The sequence below is a fragment of the Mycobacterium sp. SMC-15 genome (genome assembly GCF_045310925.1).
Taxonomy (GTDB): Bacteria; Actinomycetota; Actinomycetes; order Mycobacteriales; family Mycobacteriaceae; genus Mycobacterium.
This window is the reverse complement of the sequence record NZ_JBJIAJ010000004.1, coordinates 126,207-142,455: the sequence shown is the minus strand read 5'-3', so window position 1 is coordinate 142,455 and position 16,249 is coordinate 126,207. Positions and strand designations below refer to the sequence as shown.

Sequence of the window (16,249 nt, the reverse complement as noted above, 5' to 3'; positions counted from 1 at the left end):
CAGGATGCCGGTTAAAAGGTCAACAACCCGCAGTACTGTCTCTGGCATGCAGAGCGATGAACCGCTGGGGCCGACCGGCGAGGGCGCCGGCGCCGCGGCTCCAGACTGGGGTGTGCCGCAGTATCCGATCGGATCGGTGGACCGGGCGCTGAAGCTTCTCCTGTTGTTGGGAGAGCAGCCGCAGATCCGGTTGACGGACGCGGCCAAACACTTGGACGTCGCATCCTCCACGGCCCATCGTCTGTTGGCCATGCTGCAATATCGGGGCTTCGTGCGCCAGGATCCGGTGTCCAAGGCCTATCACCCCGGGCCCGCGCTGATGAGCGTGGCGTTCTCGGTGTTCAACCGCATCGATGTCGAGGGTGCGGCAAAGCCGGTTTTGCTGCGCCTCAGCGAACGCCTCAACGAGTCGGTCCATCTCGGAATGCTTGAGGGCTCAGGCGTTCGCTTCATCGCCGCCGCTGAGGGGCAGGCTGCCGTTCGGGTTGCCTCACGGCTCGGGCGCACGATGCCGGCGCACTGCACCTCAACCGGCAAGGCGCTGCTGGCGCGGTTGTCCGATGCCGACATCGCCCGTCTGTACCCAGACGACGAGCTGCCGCGCGTGACGGCACATTCGGTCGGCACCAGGACGCAGCTGCAACGCGAGCTCAGTCAGATACGACAACAGGGGTACGCGGTGAACCGGGAGGGAAGTGAGGATGGAGTCGCTTCGGTCGCGGTGCCCATTCCTACGCGTGCGCCGGGAGTTCTGCTGGCGCTCAATGCCGCAGCGCCCGTTCACCGACTGAGCAGTTCGCAGTACCGAGGGGTGGCGGCCGTATTGGTCGAGGCGGCCAAAGAGATCGGCGACCAGATCGGCTAACAGCTACGACGGGGCCAAGAGCAGCTGTGCCCGCCGCGCCAACAGGCGACGTACGGCGTCGTCCATGTGTTCGTCGATCAGCCGGATCGCGAGGCCCTCGTCACCGGCACCGATCGCCTTGCGCAGCACGACATGTTCGGTGACCTGATCGCGCAGGTCGGGGTAGGCCTCTTCGAGTTCGCCCAGCAGTATTCGGGTTTCCGAAAGCAGGGTCCGCATCGCGCGGTGCAGTCGTGGACTGCCGGCGCACTCGACGAGCACCTCGTGGAACGCCTGGTCGGCATCGGCTGCCGCGGCGCCGTCGCCCTGGGACGCGGCAACGCGCAAGGCCTCTACCGGGCCACGCAGTCGGGCGGCCGCGGTGCGGGTGTCGCCGCGCAGCACTTCGATGACGGCGGCGCGTTCGATGGCCTTGCGTGCCTGGTACACATCGCGGACGTCGTCATCGGTGAGTTCGACGACGAAAATGCCCCGATTGCGTTCGCTGCGCAGCAACCCTTCGGCCACCAGCCGCTGCATTGCCTCGCGTAGCGGGCCGCGCGACACCGCGAACTGCGCGGCCAGGGTCGCTTCGCCGAGTTGTTGACCCGGCGCCAGCCGGCCGCGGGTGATCGCCTCCCGGAGCCGCTCGGCGATCAGCTCCGCCGTCGAGGGCCGGCTCAATGGCTCGAACCCGGCATCATGTGAGATTGTCATCGCCCATCCTCGAACAATGCGCCCAGCCCGGTTGTCCGCCGGCTTATCCCGGCGATGCGCAAACCTTCCCACACCGTCACCACATTGGCGGTCAGTACCGGCTTGCCGAGCAGTCGATCGAGTTCGTCGACCTGGGCGACGGTGTGCATGGCGGTGTCGGGGATCAGCAGCGCATCGGCCCGAGGGGAGTCATTGCGCAGTGCGAGTTCTCGGACTTGGCCAGGCGTCAGCCGGCCCACCTCCGCCGCGGTGGGGATGCCGGAATCTCCCATGGCTTCGACGGTGACACCGTGGGCGGCAACGAAATCCACAAACAGCTGGGCGATGTCGCGCGGATAGCTGGCGGCGACCGCAACGTGGCGGCAGCCGAGCGCGGCCAGGGCGTGCACGAACGCGAACGACGTACTCGAGGCGGGCACGCCGGCTTCCGCTGCCAGTCGATCAACCTGCTCGGCAGCGCCGGAGGGGCCGAACACGAAGCTTCCCGACGTGCACGCCCAGACCACCGCGGCGGGCTGCTGCGGTGTCAGCAACGCAGCGCCGTGGGCGAGTCTGGCTGGACTGCCGAGGTCCATCAGTTCCGGCACGGCATGCAGGTCGGTGCCGTAGATGTGCGCGACGGGCAGGTGCACGCCCAGCAGGCGGGCGGCATGGGGGTAGTCCGACTCGGCGGCGTGGTCGGGATAGATGAACCCGACGGTCGGTGGTGCGCCGGTCATTGGGGGGCTCCGGTGAAGACATCGCGGAGCCACCGGCCGGGTCCCATCATCGGCAGGTCCATCCGCCCCAGGCACGCCCACATCGTCAGTTGATTGGCCGTGAGGATCGGCTTACCCAGCATCTGCTCCAGGGGAGCGATGATGTCGTAGGTCCGCAGGTTGGTACAGCTGACGAAGATGGCCTGCGCCTCCGGGCGATCCGCGGCCAAAATCCGTTCGGCCACGGTGCGGTAGTTGACCTTCCAGATCCCGCCACCCAGTCCCAGATGATCGGAGTGCAGCACGGACACCCCGAGCTGGTTCAAAAACACCCGCAGCAGGTCGGTCAACTCCCCGTCGTAGGGGGTCAGGACGCTGATCCGCGAAATGTCCAGCGCGATGATCGCTTCAGCCAGTGCGCCCGACGTGGTGACCGCTGCCTTGGCTCCGGCGGATTCGATGGCCGAGACCAGCGTCTTCTCGTACTCGACGCCGTGGATGAAGCTCCCCGACGCGCACAGATAGGCAACCACCTCCGGCTCGACGTGCAGCACGTCTCGGGTCGCCGCCTGTAGATGATTGGTGTCAGACACCAGTTCGGCCATGGCTCGGCTGACCGGGACAGGTTCGTAGTGCGTACGTGCCAGGTGCAGCGTCACCTCGGCAGGGATCCAGCGCCACAGTTCGCGTTCGATCGCCAGATCGAACGGCGCGATGATGCCGACACCGCGCTGATCGACCGGCCCGTCGAAGTCCGGCAACTCCGGAAACTGGGACAGATCCATGGGTTTCCCCATACTGACGTTCCACCCCCAGGCCAGCCCTGGATTGTTGACAATCATACGATCTGTTTTTACGGTGTCAATGTGGACGCGCGGCCGGTGGTGACCGTCCAGCACGGCGAGTCGGTCCCCGCACAACTCGATTCGATCAGCGCAGACGCGGAGCTACGCCTGGTTCCGTCATCGCGGCTGGCCGACGGCATTGTCGGTGCCGACGTGCTCTTCTTGTACGACTTCTCTTCTCCCGCACTGGCATCGGTGTGGCCTTCCGCCGAGGCATTGCGCTGGGTGCAGGTTGCCGCCATCGGGGTGGACGCCGTGCTCTTCGACGAGTTGATCGACAGCGATGTCGTCATCACCAATTCCCGCGGAATCTTCGAGGAACCGATCGCCGAGTATGTGCTCGGGCAGATCCTGGCCTTCGCCAAGGACTTCCGGCGGTCCTGGGACGCTCAGCGCGTCCAACGGTGGGAGCACTTCGACAGCGAGCCGATTGCCGGCGCATCGGTCACGATCGTCGGGCCCGGGCCGGTCGGGCGGGCCATCGCCCGGTTGTTGCGTGCGGTCGGAATGTCGGTACGCGGCGTTGGACGCAGCGTCCGCGAGGATCCCGACATCGGCGCGATCACCACCGATGTGTTGGCCGCAGTCGCCGACGCCGACTATGTGGTGCTGGCCGCGCCGCTGACGTCGCAGACCCGGGGCATGGTCGATTCCGGGGTGCTCGACGCGATGCGGCCGACGGCGCGACTGATCAACGTAGGCCGCGGCGAGCTGGTAGACACCGATGCGTTGGTGGCGGCGCTGCAGGCCGGCGTCATTGCCGGAGCCGCACTCGATGTCGTCGACCCAGAGCCGCTCCCGGCCGATCATCCGCTGTGGAGAGTCCCCAACGTACGCCTGACACCGCACAACAGCGGTGACATCAAGGGTTGGCGAAACGCATTGCAGCAACAGTTCATCGCCAACTTCCGCCGGTACATGTCCGGCCAGCCGCTGCACAACGTGGTCGACAAGCGCCGCGCGTCGGCGACCAGCGAAACCGGTTGAGGAGGCACGTCGTATGACTCACCCCACCGAACTGAGTGCCCTGCAACTGGTCGCCGCCTACACCTCCGGCGAGCTGTCACCGGTGGAAGCCACCGCCGCAGCGCTCGCGGCGATCAGCGAACGTGACGGCGAGGTCAACGCCTTCTGTCTGGTCGACGAGGAGGCGGCGCTGTCGGAGGCCCGCAAGTCCGAGGTCCGCTGGGGCGGCAACTACACCAAGGGACTGCTGGACGGGGTGCCGATCGCGATCAAAGACGTCTTCCACACCGCCGGTTGGCCGACCCTGCGGGGATCGCTGCTCGCCGACGCGGCGGGGCCGTGGCCCGACGACAGCCCGGCGGTGAACAAGATCCGCAACGACGGCATGGTGCTGCTCGGTAAGACGACCACCCCGGAACTGGCCTGGAAGGGCGTCACCGACAGCCCGCGTACCGGCGTCACCCGCAATCCCGTCGACACCACGCGCACCGCGGGCGGCTCCTCGGGCGGCAGCGCCGCCGCGGTCGCCGCCGGGATGGCGCCCTTGGCTATCGGCACCGACGGTGGCGGCAGCATCCGGATTCCCGCGAGTTTCTGTGGGGTGGTGGGTTTCAAACCCACTCATGGCCGCGTGCCGATGTATCCGATCAGCCCGTTCGGGCCACTGGCGCACGCCGGCCCGATCACCCGGACCGTCGAAGACGCCGCCATGCTGATGGACATCATCGCGCTGCCAGATTTTCGCGACCCCACGTCGTTGCCGCCGACTTTGACGACTTACCGCGGCGAAGTCCGGCGCGACGTGGTCGGTCTCGACGTGGCGTATTCGCCGACGCTGGGATATGTCGACGTCGACCCGCAGATCGCGTCCGCGGTGGCCGAGGCCGTTCAGGCGCTGGCCGACGCCGGATTGAACGTTCTAGTGGCCGATCCCGGCTTCGCCGACCCGATCGACGCGTTCGAGGTGCTGTGGGCAACCGGGGCGGCGGGCAGCCTGCGTGGCCGGGAAGGCGACCGCGGGCTCGTCGACCCCGGGCTGGCCGACATGTGGGACCGGGGGACGGCGGTGTCGGGCGTCGACTATCTGGCCGCCCGCCAGGTGAGTGTGGATCTGGGTGTTGCCATGGGGCGCTTCCACGAACGGCACAACTTACTGATCACGCCGACCACCCCGATTGCGGCCTTCGCCGCCGGCCACGACGTGCCGGTCGATTCCGATCTGCGGTGGTGGGCCCAGTGGACGCCGTTCACCTACCCCTTCAACATGACTCAACAGCCGGCGCTGAGCATCCCGATCGGCGCCACGGCGGAGGGTCTGCCGATCGGCATGCAGATCATCGGCCCCCGGCACAGCGACGATCTGGTGCTGGCGGCCGGCTTGTTCGCCGAGCGGGTCTTGGGCTAGATACAGTCCCGTTCCACCAGCGAGCGTGCGCAGAATGCCGTCGTCAACGGCGTGTCGCTGTGCAGACATGCACTCTCGCCGGAAAGGGTCAGGCCCGGGCGAAGGCCAACTGTTCGCCGACCGCACCGGCCATCCACAAGTCGTTGCAGGCGGCGGCCATCTCGGTCAGGCCGTCCTCGATCGTGGCGAAGACATTGCCGGGCACCCACCCGACGTCGCCATTGATCAACAGATTGTTGCGGCCGTAGAAGATCGCCAGGTCGGTGGCGCCCAGTGGTGAATTCGCCTGCCCGTCCTTGTCATAGCCGTAGGCGGGGTTGCCGATGTCACCGGCGTCGAAGTCGAAGAAGCAGACATCGCCGGGGATTGGTGTGACCGTGGTGTTCTCGCGTCCGGGGGAGCCCAGTGGTGGCAACAGCGTGTAGACCTCGTTGCGGGCGTACTTGCCGTGATAGGCCTGGCCTGCGACGGGTAGCGCTTCCCAGACCACGGCGCAGGTCAGGGGCGCCTGCTCCTCGAGCAGTCGCGCCCGGCAAGACACCCCGCGCCCGGTCAGCGTGATGGACAGGAAACGTGCCACAGCAGCCTCTTTCCTCTCCCGCCGGGTCTACACCGGGTCGAAGACGCGGCTGGCGATGAATGTCGGTCGCGGAACGGCAGCGCCGAACGGCTCCACCAGGGCGTTGTCCACGCTGTTGTAGACGATGAACACGTTCGAGCGTGCATATGGCGTGATGTTGCTGCTCGATCCGTGCATGCAGTTGCTGTCGAAGAACACCGCGGACCCGGCCGGTCCGGTGATCTGACGAATCCCATGCTGATCGGCCAACCAGGTCAGGCTCGCATCGTCGGGCGTGCCGATCTCCTGCTGCTTGAGCGACGAGCGGTAGTGATCCGGCGGGGTCTGGCCTGGGCACGACACGAACCAACGGTGCGACCCGGGCATGATCATCAGCGATCCGTTGCTGTCCAGGTTCTCGGTGAGGGCCACCGAGACGCTGACCGCGCGTGGGGTGGGCATGCCGTCTTCGGCATGCCAGGTCTCAAAATCGGAGTGCCAGTAAAACTCTCGGCCGTTGAACCCCGGCTTGAAGTTGACCCGGCTCTGGTGCACATAGACGTCGGAGCCGAGCAGTTGACGGGCCGGTCCCACCAGGCGCGGGTCTGCGACCAGCGCGGCGAACGCCGGACTGATCCGGTGCACCTCGAAGATCGACCGGATCTGGCCGCTGTCGCGCTCGCAGATCGAGCGCTCGTCGGCGGCCAGCGCGGCGTCGGCGCGCAGGCGGTCCAGCTCGTTACGCAGGTCTGCCACGACGTCGGCGTCCAAAACGGTGTCGACGGCCAGAAATCCGTCGGCGTCGAATTGCGCGACCCGTTGCGGGCTCAACGGGCCGCCGCCGTTGGCTTCTGCGGCCCAGACCACCGGGTCGTGCCGCGGTTCGATACCGATCGTGACGTTGTTGCGCGTAGGGTAGCGGTCGACGAGGCCTTGCTCGGTCAGGGGAGGGGTCACGATGCCGTCTCCTGTGGTTGTTCCGTGAGCAGGGGGTACGCGCCGGTGTCGTCGTGCACCTCCTGCCCGGTGACCGGCGGGTCGAATACGCACACCATGCGCAGGTCGGTGTGGGCGACAACGCGGTGGTGCTCGTGACCGTCGAGCAGGTACAGCGTGCCGTCATGCAGCGGGTGCACCTCGCCGGTCTCGTCGTTGATCAGCTCGCCTTCGCCGCCGACGCAGTACACCGCCTCAACGTGGTTGGCGTACCACATCGAGGTCTCGGTACCGGCGTACAGGCAGGTCTCGTGCATCGAGAACCGCTGCCCGTCGCGGGCCAACAGCAGCCGCTGGCTGTTCCAGGTTTTGGACTGGACGTCGCGGTCGGTGCCCTTGATCTCGGCGAGGGTACGGACGATCATCGGCTGGCTCCTGACGTGGTTGCGGTGAGTTGACGGGCGGCGACGGCTTCGATCGATTGGGCGGCGATCGTCAGGCCTTCGGCCAGATCGTCGTCGTCAATGACCAACGGCGGCATGAGTTTTACAACCTCGCTTTCGGGGCCAGAGGTCTCCAGCAGCAGCCCGCGCTCGAACGCCTCACGGCATACCTCTCCAGCCAGCTCCGGTCGTTCGAAGGCCACGCCGCGGATCAGGCCGCGACCCCGGGTGCTGACGCCGGGGATCGGGTCCACCACTTCGGTCAGCGCCTGTTCGATCAGTTCACCCTTGCGCAGTACCGACTTCTCCAACCGATTGTCGGTCCAGAAGTTCAGCGCCGCAGCGGCGGTCACGAACGACGGGTTCTGGCCGCGGAATGTGCCGTTGTGCTCGCCCGGCTCCCACACGTCCAGTTCCGGCTTCAGCAGCGTCAGTGCCATCGGGAGCCCGTACCCGCTGATCGACTTGGACAGACAGACGATGTCGGGAACGATGCCGGCCGCCTCGAAGCTGAAGAACGGTCCGGTGCGCCCACAGCCCATCTGGACGTCGTCCACGATCAGCAGCAGGTTGTGGCGCTGGCACAGGTCGGCCAGGCCGCGCAGCCATTCCAGGCGGGCCACGTTGATTCCGCCCTCACCCTGCACAGTCTCGACGATCACCCCCGCCGGGTCGTTCAGGCCGCTGCCGCTGTCCTGCAGCAGTCGCTCGAACCAGATGAAGTCGGGGGTAGCGCCGTGGAGGTAGTTGTCATAGGGCATCGGGGTGGCGTGCACCAGCGGAATCCCGGCACCGCCGCGCTTCATCGAGTTGCCGGTCACGCTCAGCGCACCCAGCGTCATTCCGTGAAAAGCGTTGGTAAAGCTGATGATGCTCTCGCGGCCGGTGATCTTGCGCACCAGCTTCAGCGCCGACTCCACCGCATTGGTCCCGGTGGGTCCGGGAAATTGCACCTTGTAGTTGAGCTCGCGGGGCTTGAGGATCACCTCGTTGAAGCGCTCCAGGAACTCAGCCTTGGCGACGGTGTTCATATCGAGGCTGTGCACCACTCGATCCGAGCTGAGGTATTCCAGTAACGGCGCCCGCAGGTCGGGGTGATTGTGGCCGTAATTGAGCGCTCCGGCGCCCGCAAAGAAGTCCAGATATTCCTTGCCGTTGACATCCCACATCCGAGAGCCACTGGCGCGGTCGAACATCACCGGCCAGGACCGGCAATAACTTCGTACTTCGGATTCAAGGGTTTCGAAAATCGTCATAGTTCCTCCGTCCGTCGGTCACATACAACGGAACGGAACGACAGGTCGACATCAAACTCGTGCCGCGGGTGATCTCGGCTCGACCCACCACCCCGCTCGTATGCCCCCGCACTAGGTCTGTCGGGGCTCACGTTTGCGCGTCCGTGACCTTACCGAGACCATTTTGTGATCTCAACCTTGCCACGCCCTCACCGGCGTCGTGGGTGTACCCGAAGCGGTCCGATCCGAAACAGTTCTTCTGCCAAATGAGATTCGGTGAACAAATCCGCTCCGAACAGCTCGGAACACGCCAGTGGCGCGTCCCATCGGCGGGCGAAAGCGCCAAAGAGTCGTCGGCTGGCTTCGTTATCCGGTGTGATCGAGGTCTCAAGATGTGTCACGCCCTGGGCGAGCTGCGCGCTCGCCAGGTGGTCGAGCATCCGCCCGGCCAGGCCGGCGCCACGGTGAGCAGCGTTGACAGCTACCTGCCAGACCATCAGGGTCTCCGGCTGATCTGGGCGCCGGTAGCCGCTGACGAAGCCGCCGAGTTGATGCGGCGGTCGCGGCTTCGCCTCTCCTGCGTCGAGCCTCGCTGAACCGCCGGGTTCTCCGCCGACCTCGGCAACCACCGAGGTAGCGGCGAAATCGCGGCACCACAGTAGGTATGCGTAGGGCGAGTTGACGTCGAGAGTGGCGCTGTCGACGGCCATCTGCCATAGGGCTGGGCCGTCCGCCACAGTTGGTGTCCGAAGCCGGACAAGATCCGTATCCGTCATCGTTTCGACGGTACTTGGCCGCCGGCTCGGGGTTACGTGGACGGGTCGGGCGGCGGCCCGGGCGGCACTCGCAGGGTTCGCAGCGCCTCCAGTGCCGAGCGGCCTTCGGGTTCAGCGCTCACCGGTACCAAACGCAGTGCGGCCAGCGGGAACAGTCCGCACAACGCAAACGCCACCGGGTAACCGGCGGCACCGATCAGCGCACCGAAGACCGGGGGAGCGATCCCGGCGGTCAACCGCTGAGTGGTGTTCTGGATGCCCAGTGCACGACCGCTCCAGTAGGGGCCGGCGATCTCGGCGACTGCGGTCGAGGCCAATCCGTTGTCCAGCACGGTGATAACCGCCGCGACGACCATGGCCGCTTCGGCGAGACGGGAGTGCAGATGGTCGGCGGTGCCCAGAGCCAGCATCGCCAGCGCTCCGGCGACGGCGAGGCTGCGAATCGGGCGCAGCCGCGACCTGACGCGGTCGGACCACCGGCCGGCGGCCACCCGCCCGGCGGCGCCGAGCAGCTGCGACACCGTCACCAGACCGCCTGCGGCGGCGATGGACCAATCGGTGTCCACGATCAGCCACACCAGCATGAAAGTGGCGAGCACACACTGCGGAACCATCAGCAGAGCCGAGGACAGGTGGATGCGCCACAGCACCTTCGAACTGTTGTAGGGGCTGGCGAGTTCAGTGCCAGAGGCCGCCGACCGTGGCATGCGCGGCGGATCCACCACGCCGATCGCACACGCCACCGCCGCGACTGCGCACAGCGTTGCGGGAAACATCAACGCCCGCGCCAGCCCGTGCTCAGCCAGTTCGGGGATCACCTCGGCCCCCAGCGCGATGCCCAACGGCTGCGCCGTCTGGCGGATACCCATCACCAATCCGCGCTGGTGCGGCGGGAACCAGCCCGTCACCAAGCGCCCGCTGGCGCTGTTGGCGCTGGCGGCGGCCATACCGCCGAGAAACAGGAACGCGCCGACCCCGACCAGCGACTCCATCGAGGCGGCCGCGAACGTGGCCAGCGCGGTCAACGCGGAGCCAACACTCAATACGATTCGCTCGCCGATGCGGTCCAATAACGCGCCCCACGCGAACAGGGTCAGCACCATTCCGAAGCTGGGCATCGAGGCCAGCAGGCCGGCCATCGCCAGGTTGGTTTCCCGTTTGGTCTCCAGCATCGGGATGACGAAGGCGATGCCGTTGATGAAGACGAATGAACACAGCGTGGCCATCAGGGCGACGACCACGACCGACCAGCGAGCGGCTTTGCCGATCGGCTCGGTGGACATCCGACCATGCTTCCACAGGCGGGTCTACCAGGGACGCGAGCTACGCCGATTGATGGCGACCCACTGCGCCCGGCTCCGCCGCGCTTGTGATCGGCCTGAGCCGATTGATGGCGACCCACTGCGCCCGGCTCCGCCGCGCTTGTGATCGCCATTAGGCTTGCTCGAATGCGCCTAGGCCGAATTGCCAGCCCGGACGGTGTCGCCTTCGTCAGTCTTGAAGGAGACCCGGACCGGCCACACGAGATGACTGCCCGCGAGATCGCCGAGCATCCGTTCGGCACACCGGAGTTCACCGGCCGGTCCTGGCCGTTGGCCGACGTGCGCCTGCTGGCGCCCATCCTGGCTAGCAAGGTGGTCTGCATCGGGAAGAACTACGCGGCACATATCGCCGAAATGGGTGGCGCCCCACCGGCCAACCCGACGATGTTCCTCAAACCCAACACCGCGATCATCGGGCCCAACGTGCCGATTCAGCTGCCCGCCAACGCTTCCCCGGTCCACTACGAAGGTGAGCTGGCCGTCGTCATCTCACGTCCGTGCAAGGACGTGCCGGCCGCGCGGGCCAAGGACAACATCCTGGGTTACACGATCGGCAACGACGTGTCGGCGCGAGACCAGCAGCAGTCCGACGGGCAGTGGACCCGGGCCAAGGGCCACGACACCTTCTGCCCGATCGGGCCGTGGATCGTCACCGACCTCGACCCAGCTGACCTGGCGATTCGCACCGAGGTCAACGGGGTGGTCAAGCAGGACAGCCGGACTTCGCTGATGATGCACGACATCGGCGCCATCGTGGAGTGGATCTCCGCGGTGATGACGCTGCTGCCCGGCGACATCCTGCTGACCGGAACCCCCGAAGGTGTCGGCCCCATCGAACACGGTGACACCGTGTCCGTCTCCGTCGAAGGCATTGGCACGCTGTCCAACCCCGTTATCCGCAAAGGAAACTCGTGACCACATCTGGTGTTCGCGTCCGGTTCTGCCCGTCACCGACCGGCACGCCGCACGTCGGGCTGATCCGCACCGCCCTGTTCAACTGGGCTTACGCCCGCCACACCGGCGGAACCATGGTCTTCCGGGTGGAGGACACCGACGCCGAACGCGACAGCGAGGAAAGCTACCTGGCGCTGCTGGATGCGTTGCGCTGGCTGAATCTGGACTGGGACGAGGGTCCCGAGGTGGGCGGGCCCTACGGCCCGTACCGGCAGTCGCGGCGCGCCGACATCCACCGTGACGTGGTGGCGCGGCTGCTGGCGGCGGGAGAGGCATACGAGGCGTTCTCGACGCCGGAGGAGGTCGAGGCCCGCCACTTGGCCGCCGGCCGCAACCCCAAGCTGGGTTACGACAACTTCGACCGCGAGCTGACCGCCGAGCAGCGCGCCGGTTTTCTGGCCGAGGGCCGCAAGCCGGTCGTGCGACTGCGGATGCCCGACACCGAACTGGGCTGGGCGGACCTGGTGCGGGGGCAGACATCCTTTCCGGCGGGCACCGTTCCCGATTTCGCGCTGACCCGCGCCAACGGCGACCCGCTGTACACCTTGGTCAACCCGGTCGATGACGCCATGATGAAGATCACCCACGTGTTGCGCGGCGAGGACCTGTTGCCGTCCACGCCACGCCAGATCGCGCTGTACCAGGCGCTGATTCGCATCGGCGTCGCCGATCGCATCCCGGAATTCGGCCACCTGCCAACTGTTTTGGGTGAGGGCACCAAGAAGCTGTCCAAGCGTGACCCGCAGTCGAACCTCTTCGCACACCGCGACCGAGGCTTCATCCCCGAGGGACTGTTGAACTATCTGGCATTGCTTGGCTGGTCCATCGCCGACGACCGCGACGTGTTCAGTATCGACGAGATGGTTGCCGCGTTCGACGTGGTCAACGTCAACTCCAATCCGGCCCGGTTCGACCAGAAGAAGGCCGATGCGCTCAACGCCGAGCACATCCGGCTGCTCGACCTCGACGACTTCACCGCACGGTTGCGCAGCTATCTCGACACCCACGGACAGGACACCGGTCTGGACGACGCCGGCTTCGCGGTGGCCGCTGCGCTGGTGCAGACCCGCATCGTGGTGCTCGGGGACGCATGGCCGCTGCTGAGGTTCTTCAACGACTCGCACTACGAGCTGGACCCGCGGGCCGCCGCCAAGGAGCTGGGCCCCGACGCGGCTCCGGTGTTGGATGCGGCCATTGCGGCCCTGGAGGGCGTGGGGGAGTGGACCACCGCCAACATCGAGGCTGCGCTGAAGGCCGCGCTGCTGGACGATCTGGGGCTCAAACCGCGCAAGGCGTTCGGCCCGATCCGGGTCGGTGTCTCCGGTGGATTGGTCAGCCCGCCACTGTTCGAGTCGCTGGAACTGTTGGGCTCGAACCGCAGTTTGGACCGGCTCCGCAGCGCCCGGGACGGCGTTGGGGAAGCGCGATGACAACTTCGCGCTAGAAGTTTGGTAGTCTGCTCGTCGGCCCAAGAACGGCTGGCCAGTAGTGCCCCACCGGCACTCTGACCAGCGGTAATGGCCGGCCAATGGGGTATGGTGTAATTGGCAACACAGCTGATTCTGGTTCAGCCATTCTAGGTTCGAGTCCTGGTACCCCAGCAAAAGCGGTCCGCTGCAAGCGATTAGGCGGGCCGTACGGGTTGAGCTATGCTGGCAACCCGGAAATGTTCTAGCCCCCGTCGTCTAGCGGCCTAGGACGCCGCCCTCTCACGGCGGTAGCGTGGGTTCGAATCCCATCGGGGGTACATCGCAAAAGGCCCGCACCGTCACGGTGCGGGGCCTTTTTGTGTCGACCTGATCCAGAGTGGGTTCAGTCGCCCTTCGGGGCGGTGGAACCGGCCAGCGGCATGGCCGGCAACCCGAGCTTGCGGTGGTCCCAGGAGCGGGTGCGCCGTGTGACGATGCGCACAGCCACCCGGTTGTTCATCATCGCGTCGACGCCGGGCTTCATCTCGTCGGTGTAGGGGCCGGTGTAGCGCTCCCAGACGCTGACGCCCACCCGGAAGATGGTCTCGGGGTCGTCGACGATCTCGGCGATGCCCTCGAACGCGGCCCCGCGCAGCGTGTCGTACGTCTGACCGGCTTCCAGAAGGAAGGTGACCCGAGGATCGCGGCGCAGGTTGACCGCCTTCTGGGACTTGGCCTTGGTCTCGAGCCAGATCTCGCCGTCGAGCACCGCGTACCACATCGCGGTCAGGTGGGGCTGGCCGTCGGGCCCGATGGTGGCCAGTGTTCCGGTGCGGTGAGTGTTGACGAAGTCAGCTACCTCGGCATCGGTCATGACGATCTGTGCGCGCTGTTTGGTTCCCATCTCTGCAGTCTGACAGGCGGACCGGGACCCCCGCGCCCGGGTTACAGCCGGGCCGTCAGGTCGCCGGCCGCCGCGAGCAGGTCGTCGGCCCAGCGCGCCCCCGGGCGCCGCCCCATCCGGTCGATCGGACCCGACACCGAGATCGCTGCGACCACCGTGCCGCGGTGATCGCGCACCGGTGCCGACACGCTGGCCACCCCGGGCTCGCGCTCGGCAACGCTTTGCGCCCAGCCCCGCCGGCGCATCTCCGCGAGGGTGCGACTGGTGAACTTGGCCGCCGCCAGCACTTCCTGTTGCACGCCTGCATCGGCGTAGGCCAGCAAGACCTTGGCGCCCGAACCGGCCGTCATCGGCAACCGGGCGCCGACCGGAACTGTGTCTCTTAGCCCCGCAGGCGGTTCCAGCGCCGCAACACAGACTCGTTCGGAACCCTCGCGGCGATACAGCTGCACGCTCTCCCCGGTGATCTCTCGCAGCCGTGGCAGCACCGCCGCTCCGGCGGCGCGAAGCGGATCGTCGGCGCGGGACGCCAGTTCGCTGACCGCGGGGCCGATCTGCCAACGGCCCTCATCGTCGCGGCCGAGCAGCCGGTGGGTCTCCAGGCCTGCGGCCAACCGGTGTGCGGTGGCGCGGGGCAGGCCGGTGCGCTCGCACAGTTCAGCCAGCCCACACGGCGATTCGGCGACTGAGTGGAGCACCGCCAGTGCTTTGTCCAGAACGCCGATACCGCTATGCTGTCCCATATACAGATACTAGCGTCTCAGAATGTAAGACGGTACAGATTGGGGATGGCAGCAATGTCCAAGACCGAGCAGCCTCGCACCTTGGCCGAGAAGGTCTGGGCAGACCACGTCGTGGTATCCGGCGGTGGGACCGAACCCGACCTCATCTACATCGATCTGCACCTGGTGCATGAAGTCACCAGCCCGCAGGCTTTCGAGGGGCTGCGGTTGGCCGGTCGTCCGGTGCGGCGCCCGGATCTGACCATCGCCACCGAGGACCACAATGTGCCGACGGTCGACATCGACAAGCCGATCGCCGACCCTGTGTCGCGTACCCAGGTCGAGACGTTGCGGCACAACTGCGCCGAGTTCGGCATCCGGCTGCACCCGATGGGCGACATCGATCAGGGGATCGTGCACATCATCGGGCCGCAGCTGGGGCTCACCCAGCCGGGTACGACGGTGGTCTGCGGCGACAGTCACACCTCCACCCACGGCGCGTTCGGTGCGCTGGCGATGGGTATCGGCACCTCCGAGGTGGAACACGTGCTGGCCACCCAGACGCTGCCGCTGAAGCCTTTCAAGACAATGGCGGTCAATGTCGACGGGCGACTCGCCGAGGGTGTCACGGCCAAGGACATCATCTTGGCGGTGATCGCCCAGATCGGCACCGGCGGCGGCCAGGGTTACGTCATCGAATACCGGGGCAGCGCCATCGAGGCGCTATCGATGGAGGCCCGGATGACGATCTGCAACATGAGCATTGAGGCCGGCGCTCGGGCCGGCATGGTCGCTCCCGATGAGACCACGTACGAGTACCTGCGCGGCCGGCCGCACGCGCCGACCGGCGCCGACTGGGACGCCGCGGTGGACTATTGGAGCAGCTTGCGCACTGACCCGGGTGCGGTGTTCGACGCCGAGGTCCACCTCGACGCGGACACGCTGACGCCGTTCGTGACCTGGGGCACCAACCCGGGCCAAGGTGTCCCGCTGGGCGCCCAGGTGCCCGACCCGGAGGCGATCCACGACGAGGCCGAGCGACGGGCCGCGGAGAAGGCGTTGGCGTACATGGACCTTCAACCGGGAACGCCGATGCGCGAGATCGCGGTCGACACGGTCTTCGTCGGGTCGTGCACCAACGGTCGCATCGAGGATCTGCGCGCGGTGGCCGACGTGTTGCGTGGGCATCAGGTGGCCGACGGGGTGCGGATGCTCGTGGTGCCGGGTTCGATGCGGGTGCGCAATCAGGCCGAAGCCGAGGGCCTTGCGGAGGTTTTCACCGCCGCAGGTGCCGAATGGCGCCAACCCGGCTGCTCAATGTGCCTGGGGATGAACCCCGATCAGCTGGAGCCGGGGCAGCGGTCTGCGTCGACGTCCAACCGCAACTTCGAGGGCCGGCAGGGCAAGGGCGGACGCACCCACCTGGTTTCTCCGGTCGTCGCCGCTGCCACCGCTGTCCGTGGGACGCTGTCGGCCCCCGCCGACTTGAACTGACCGCCGCCGGTACGAAAAAG

Annotated in this window: 17 protein-coding genes and 2 tRNA genes; 8 read left to right on the top strand and 11 right to left on the bottom strand. The window is 66.8% G+C overall.

The window, feature by feature from the left end; all coding sequences use genetic code 11:
• Nucleotides 1-46: 46 nt before the first annotated feature.
• Complete coding sequence (locus ACJH71_RS07585) at nucleotides 47-865, top strand: IclR family transcriptional regulator (RefSeq protein ID WP_406757409.1); 819 nt, start codon at nucleotides 47-49, stop codon at nucleotides 863-865.
• A gap of 3 nt (nucleotides 866-868) precedes the next feature.
• Here ACJH71_RS07585 and ACJH71_RS07580 read toward each other — a convergent pair whose 3' ends face one another.
• Genes ACJH71_RS07580 through ACJH71_RS07570 form a run of 3 tightly spaced genes read right to left on the bottom strand, consistent with a single transcriptional unit; the run spans nucleotide 869 to nucleotide 3,044 of the window.
• Nucleotides 869-1,561, bottom strand: a complete 693-nt coding sequence (locus ACJH71_RS07580; RefSeq protein ID WP_406757408.1) for a GntR family transcriptional regulator — start codon at nucleotides 1,559-1,561, stop codon at nucleotides 869-871.
• Nucleotides 1,558-2,280: a maleate cis-trans isomerase gene (locus ACJH71_RS07575; RefSeq protein WP_406757407.1), complete on the bottom strand. Its 723-nt coding sequence runs from the start codon at nucleotides 2,278-2,280 to the stop codon at nucleotides 1,558-1,560. The genes ACJH71_RS07580 and ACJH71_RS07575 overlap by 4 nt, the downstream gene beginning before the upstream one ends.
• Nucleotides 2,277-3,044 carry an Asp/Glu/hydantoin racemase gene (locus tag ACJH71_RS07570; RefSeq protein ID WP_406757406.1) on the bottom strand — a complete coding sequence of 256 codons (768 nt, stop codon included), beginning with the start codon at nucleotides 3,042-3,044 and terminating at the stop codon, nucleotides 2,277-2,279. The genes ACJH71_RS07575 and ACJH71_RS07570 overlap by 4 nt, the downstream gene beginning before the upstream one ends.
• 81 nt (nucleotides 3,045-3,125) lie before the next feature.
• Here ACJH71_RS07570 and ACJH71_RS07565 point away from each other — a divergent pair, with 81 nt between their 5' ends.
• Nucleotides 3,126-4,091: a D-2-hydroxyacid dehydrogenase gene (locus ACJH71_RS07565; RefSeq protein ID WP_406757405.1), complete on the top strand. Its 966-nt coding sequence runs from the start codon at nucleotides 3,126-3,128 to the stop codon at nucleotides 4,089-4,091.
• 13 nt (nucleotides 4,092-4,104) lie between these two features.
• The gene (locus ACJH71_RS07560) at nucleotides 4,105-5,475 is read left to right on the top strand and encodes an amidase (protein WP_406757404.1); all 1,371 of its coding nucleotides are present in this window, start codon (nucleotides 4,105-4,107) and stop codon (nucleotides 5,473-5,475) included.
• Nucleotides 5,476-5,563: 88 nt separating this feature from the next.
• Here ACJH71_RS07560 and ACJH71_RS07555 read toward each other — a convergent pair whose 3' ends face one another.
• The 6 genes from ACJH71_RS07555 to ACJH71_RS07530 form a co-directional block, all read right to left on the bottom strand.
• Nucleotides 5,564-6,055, bottom strand: a complete 492-nt coding sequence (locus ACJH71_RS07555; protein WP_406757403.1) for a DUF3830 family protein — start codon at nucleotides 6,053-6,055, stop codon at nucleotides 5,564-5,566.
• 27 nt (nucleotides 6,056-6,082) lie between these two features.
• Entirely contained in the window at nucleotides 6,083-6,991 is a 909-nt protein-coding gene (thpD, locus tag ACJH71_RS07550; protein ID WP_406757402.1) for an ectoine hydroxylase, read from the bottom strand.
• Nucleotides 6,988-7,395 carry an ectoine synthase gene (locus tag ACJH71_RS07545; RefSeq protein WP_406757401.1) on the bottom strand — a complete coding sequence of 136 codons (408 nt, stop codon included), beginning with the start codon at nucleotides 7,393-7,395 and terminating at the stop codon, nucleotides 6,988-6,990. The genes thpD and ACJH71_RS07545 overlap by 4 nt, the downstream gene beginning before the upstream one ends.
• Nucleotides 7,392-8,669: a diaminobutyrate--2-oxoglutarate transaminase gene (gene ectB / locus ACJH71_RS07540; protein WP_406757400.1), complete on the bottom strand. Its 1,278-nt coding sequence runs from the start codon at nucleotides 8,667-8,669 to the stop codon at nucleotides 7,392-7,394. Before ectB ends, ACJH71_RS07545 begins: the two co-directional genes overlap by 4 nt.
• A 188-nt stretch (nucleotides 8,670-8,857) precedes the next feature.
• On the bottom strand, nucleotides 8,858-9,424 hold the full coding sequence (gene ectA / locus ACJH71_RS07535) for a diaminobutyrate acetyltransferase (RefSeq protein ID WP_406757399.1): 567 nt from the start codon (nucleotides 9,422-9,424) through the stop codon (nucleotides 8,858-8,860).
• A 32-nt stretch (nucleotides 9,425-9,456) separates the two neighbouring features.
• Nucleotides 9,457-10,707, bottom strand: coding sequence for an MFS transporter (locus tag ACJH71_RS07530; RefSeq protein WP_406757398.1), 1,251 nt, complete (start codon nucleotides 10,705-10,707; stop codon nucleotides 9,457-9,459).
• Nucleotides 10,708-10,872: 165 nt separating this feature from the next.
• Here ACJH71_RS07530 and ACJH71_RS07525 point away from each other — a divergent pair, with 165 nt between their 5' ends.
• The 4 genes from ACJH71_RS07525 (at nucleotide 10,873) to ACJH71_RS07510 (ending at nucleotide 13,447) form a co-directional block, all read left to right on the top strand.
• Nucleotides 10,873-11,661, top strand: coding sequence for a fumarylacetoacetate hydrolase family protein (locus ACJH71_RS07525; protein WP_406757397.1), 789 nt, complete (start codon nucleotides 10,873-10,875; stop codon nucleotides 11,659-11,661).
• Entirely contained in the window at nucleotides 11,658-13,130 is a 1,473-nt protein-coding gene (gene gltX, locus ACJH71_RS07520; protein WP_406757396.1) for a glutamate--tRNA ligase, read from the top strand. The genes ACJH71_RS07525 and gltX overlap by 4 nt, the downstream gene beginning before the upstream one ends.
• Before the next feature lie 99 nt (nucleotides 13,131-13,229).
• Nucleotides 13,230-13,301: transfer RNA gene (locus ACJH71_RS07515), tRNA-Gln, on the top strand.
• Between the two features lie 73 nt (nucleotides 13,302-13,374).
• Nucleotides 13,375-13,447, top strand: a tRNA-Glu gene (locus tag ACJH71_RS07510).
• Nucleotides 13,448-13,512: 65 nt separating this feature from the next.
• Here the strand turns inward: ACJH71_RS07510 and ACJH71_RS07505 are convergent.
• On the bottom strand, nucleotides 13,513-14,013 hold the full coding sequence (locus tag ACJH71_RS07505) for a pyridoxamine 5'-phosphate oxidase family protein (protein WP_406757395.1): 501 nt from the start codon (nucleotides 14,011-14,013) through the stop codon (nucleotides 13,513-13,515).
• Nucleotides 14,014-14,054: 41 nt separating this feature from the next.
• Complete coding sequence (locus tag ACJH71_RS07500) at nucleotides 14,055-14,756, bottom strand: IclR family transcriptional regulator (protein WP_406757394.1); 702 nt, start codon at nucleotides 14,754-14,756, stop codon at nucleotides 14,055-14,057.
• 54 nt (nucleotides 14,757-14,810) lie between these two features.
• Between ACJH71_RS07500 and leuC the strand changes: the two genes are divergently transcribed.
• Entirely contained in the window at nucleotides 14,811-16,229 is a 1,419-nt protein-coding gene (gene leuC, locus ACJH71_RS07495) for a 3-isopropylmalate dehydratase large subunit (RefSeq protein ID WP_406757619.1), read from the top strand.
• The last annotated feature ends 20 nt before the right edge of the window (nucleotides 16,230-16,249 follow it).